Origin of the sequence: uncultured Tateyamaria sp., from assembly GCF_947497045.1 — a bacterium.
Lineage (GTDB): Bacteria > Pseudomonadota > Alphaproteobacteria > Rhodobacterales > Rhodobacteraceae > Tateyamaria.
Genome location: NZ_CANMEU010000048.1, coordinates 1 through 444, shown reverse-complemented (window position 1 = coordinate 444; position 444 = coordinate 1). Strand labels below are relative to the sequence as shown.

Annotated in this window: 1 pseudogene; it reads right to left on the bottom strand. The window is 56.3% G+C overall.

Annotated features, from left to right (window positions below):
* Window positions 1–444, bottom strand: a pseudogene (locus Q0859_RS21460) (IS30 family transposase); the annotation flags it as partial.

Here is a 444-nt window from a genome sequence, read left to right as displayed (position 1 = left end):
TGACCCACGTTGCCACGGCGAATGTGGTTCGCAGAGGAAGACGTCGATATCAGTCGCTAATGTGAACGTGCGATGGCCGGACATCTCAGTGCCTCGATCCCGTGTCAAAGATCGATAGAGTTCCTTGGGCAATTTGCGCGATTGTTTGATCAGTGCCTGAATGACGCTGCGGCTGTCTTTGTTGCTGACCTTTGCCAGCATCACAAAACAGGTGTGACGTTCAACCAGTGTCGCGATGAAGCTGTTGCCGGAGCCTGCAATCAGATCGCCTTCCCAATGCCCGGCACGGCGCGGTCTTCGACCTCGGCAGGTCTCTCGCGGATAGAAACAGCATCGTTGAACTTGTCCAACCCGCTGCGCTTCAATGTGGCATGGCGCGAGCGCCTGATTGACCTTGTCGCCCGCAAATGTGCCTGCAATTCCTTCTTGAGAACGCCCCGCGTC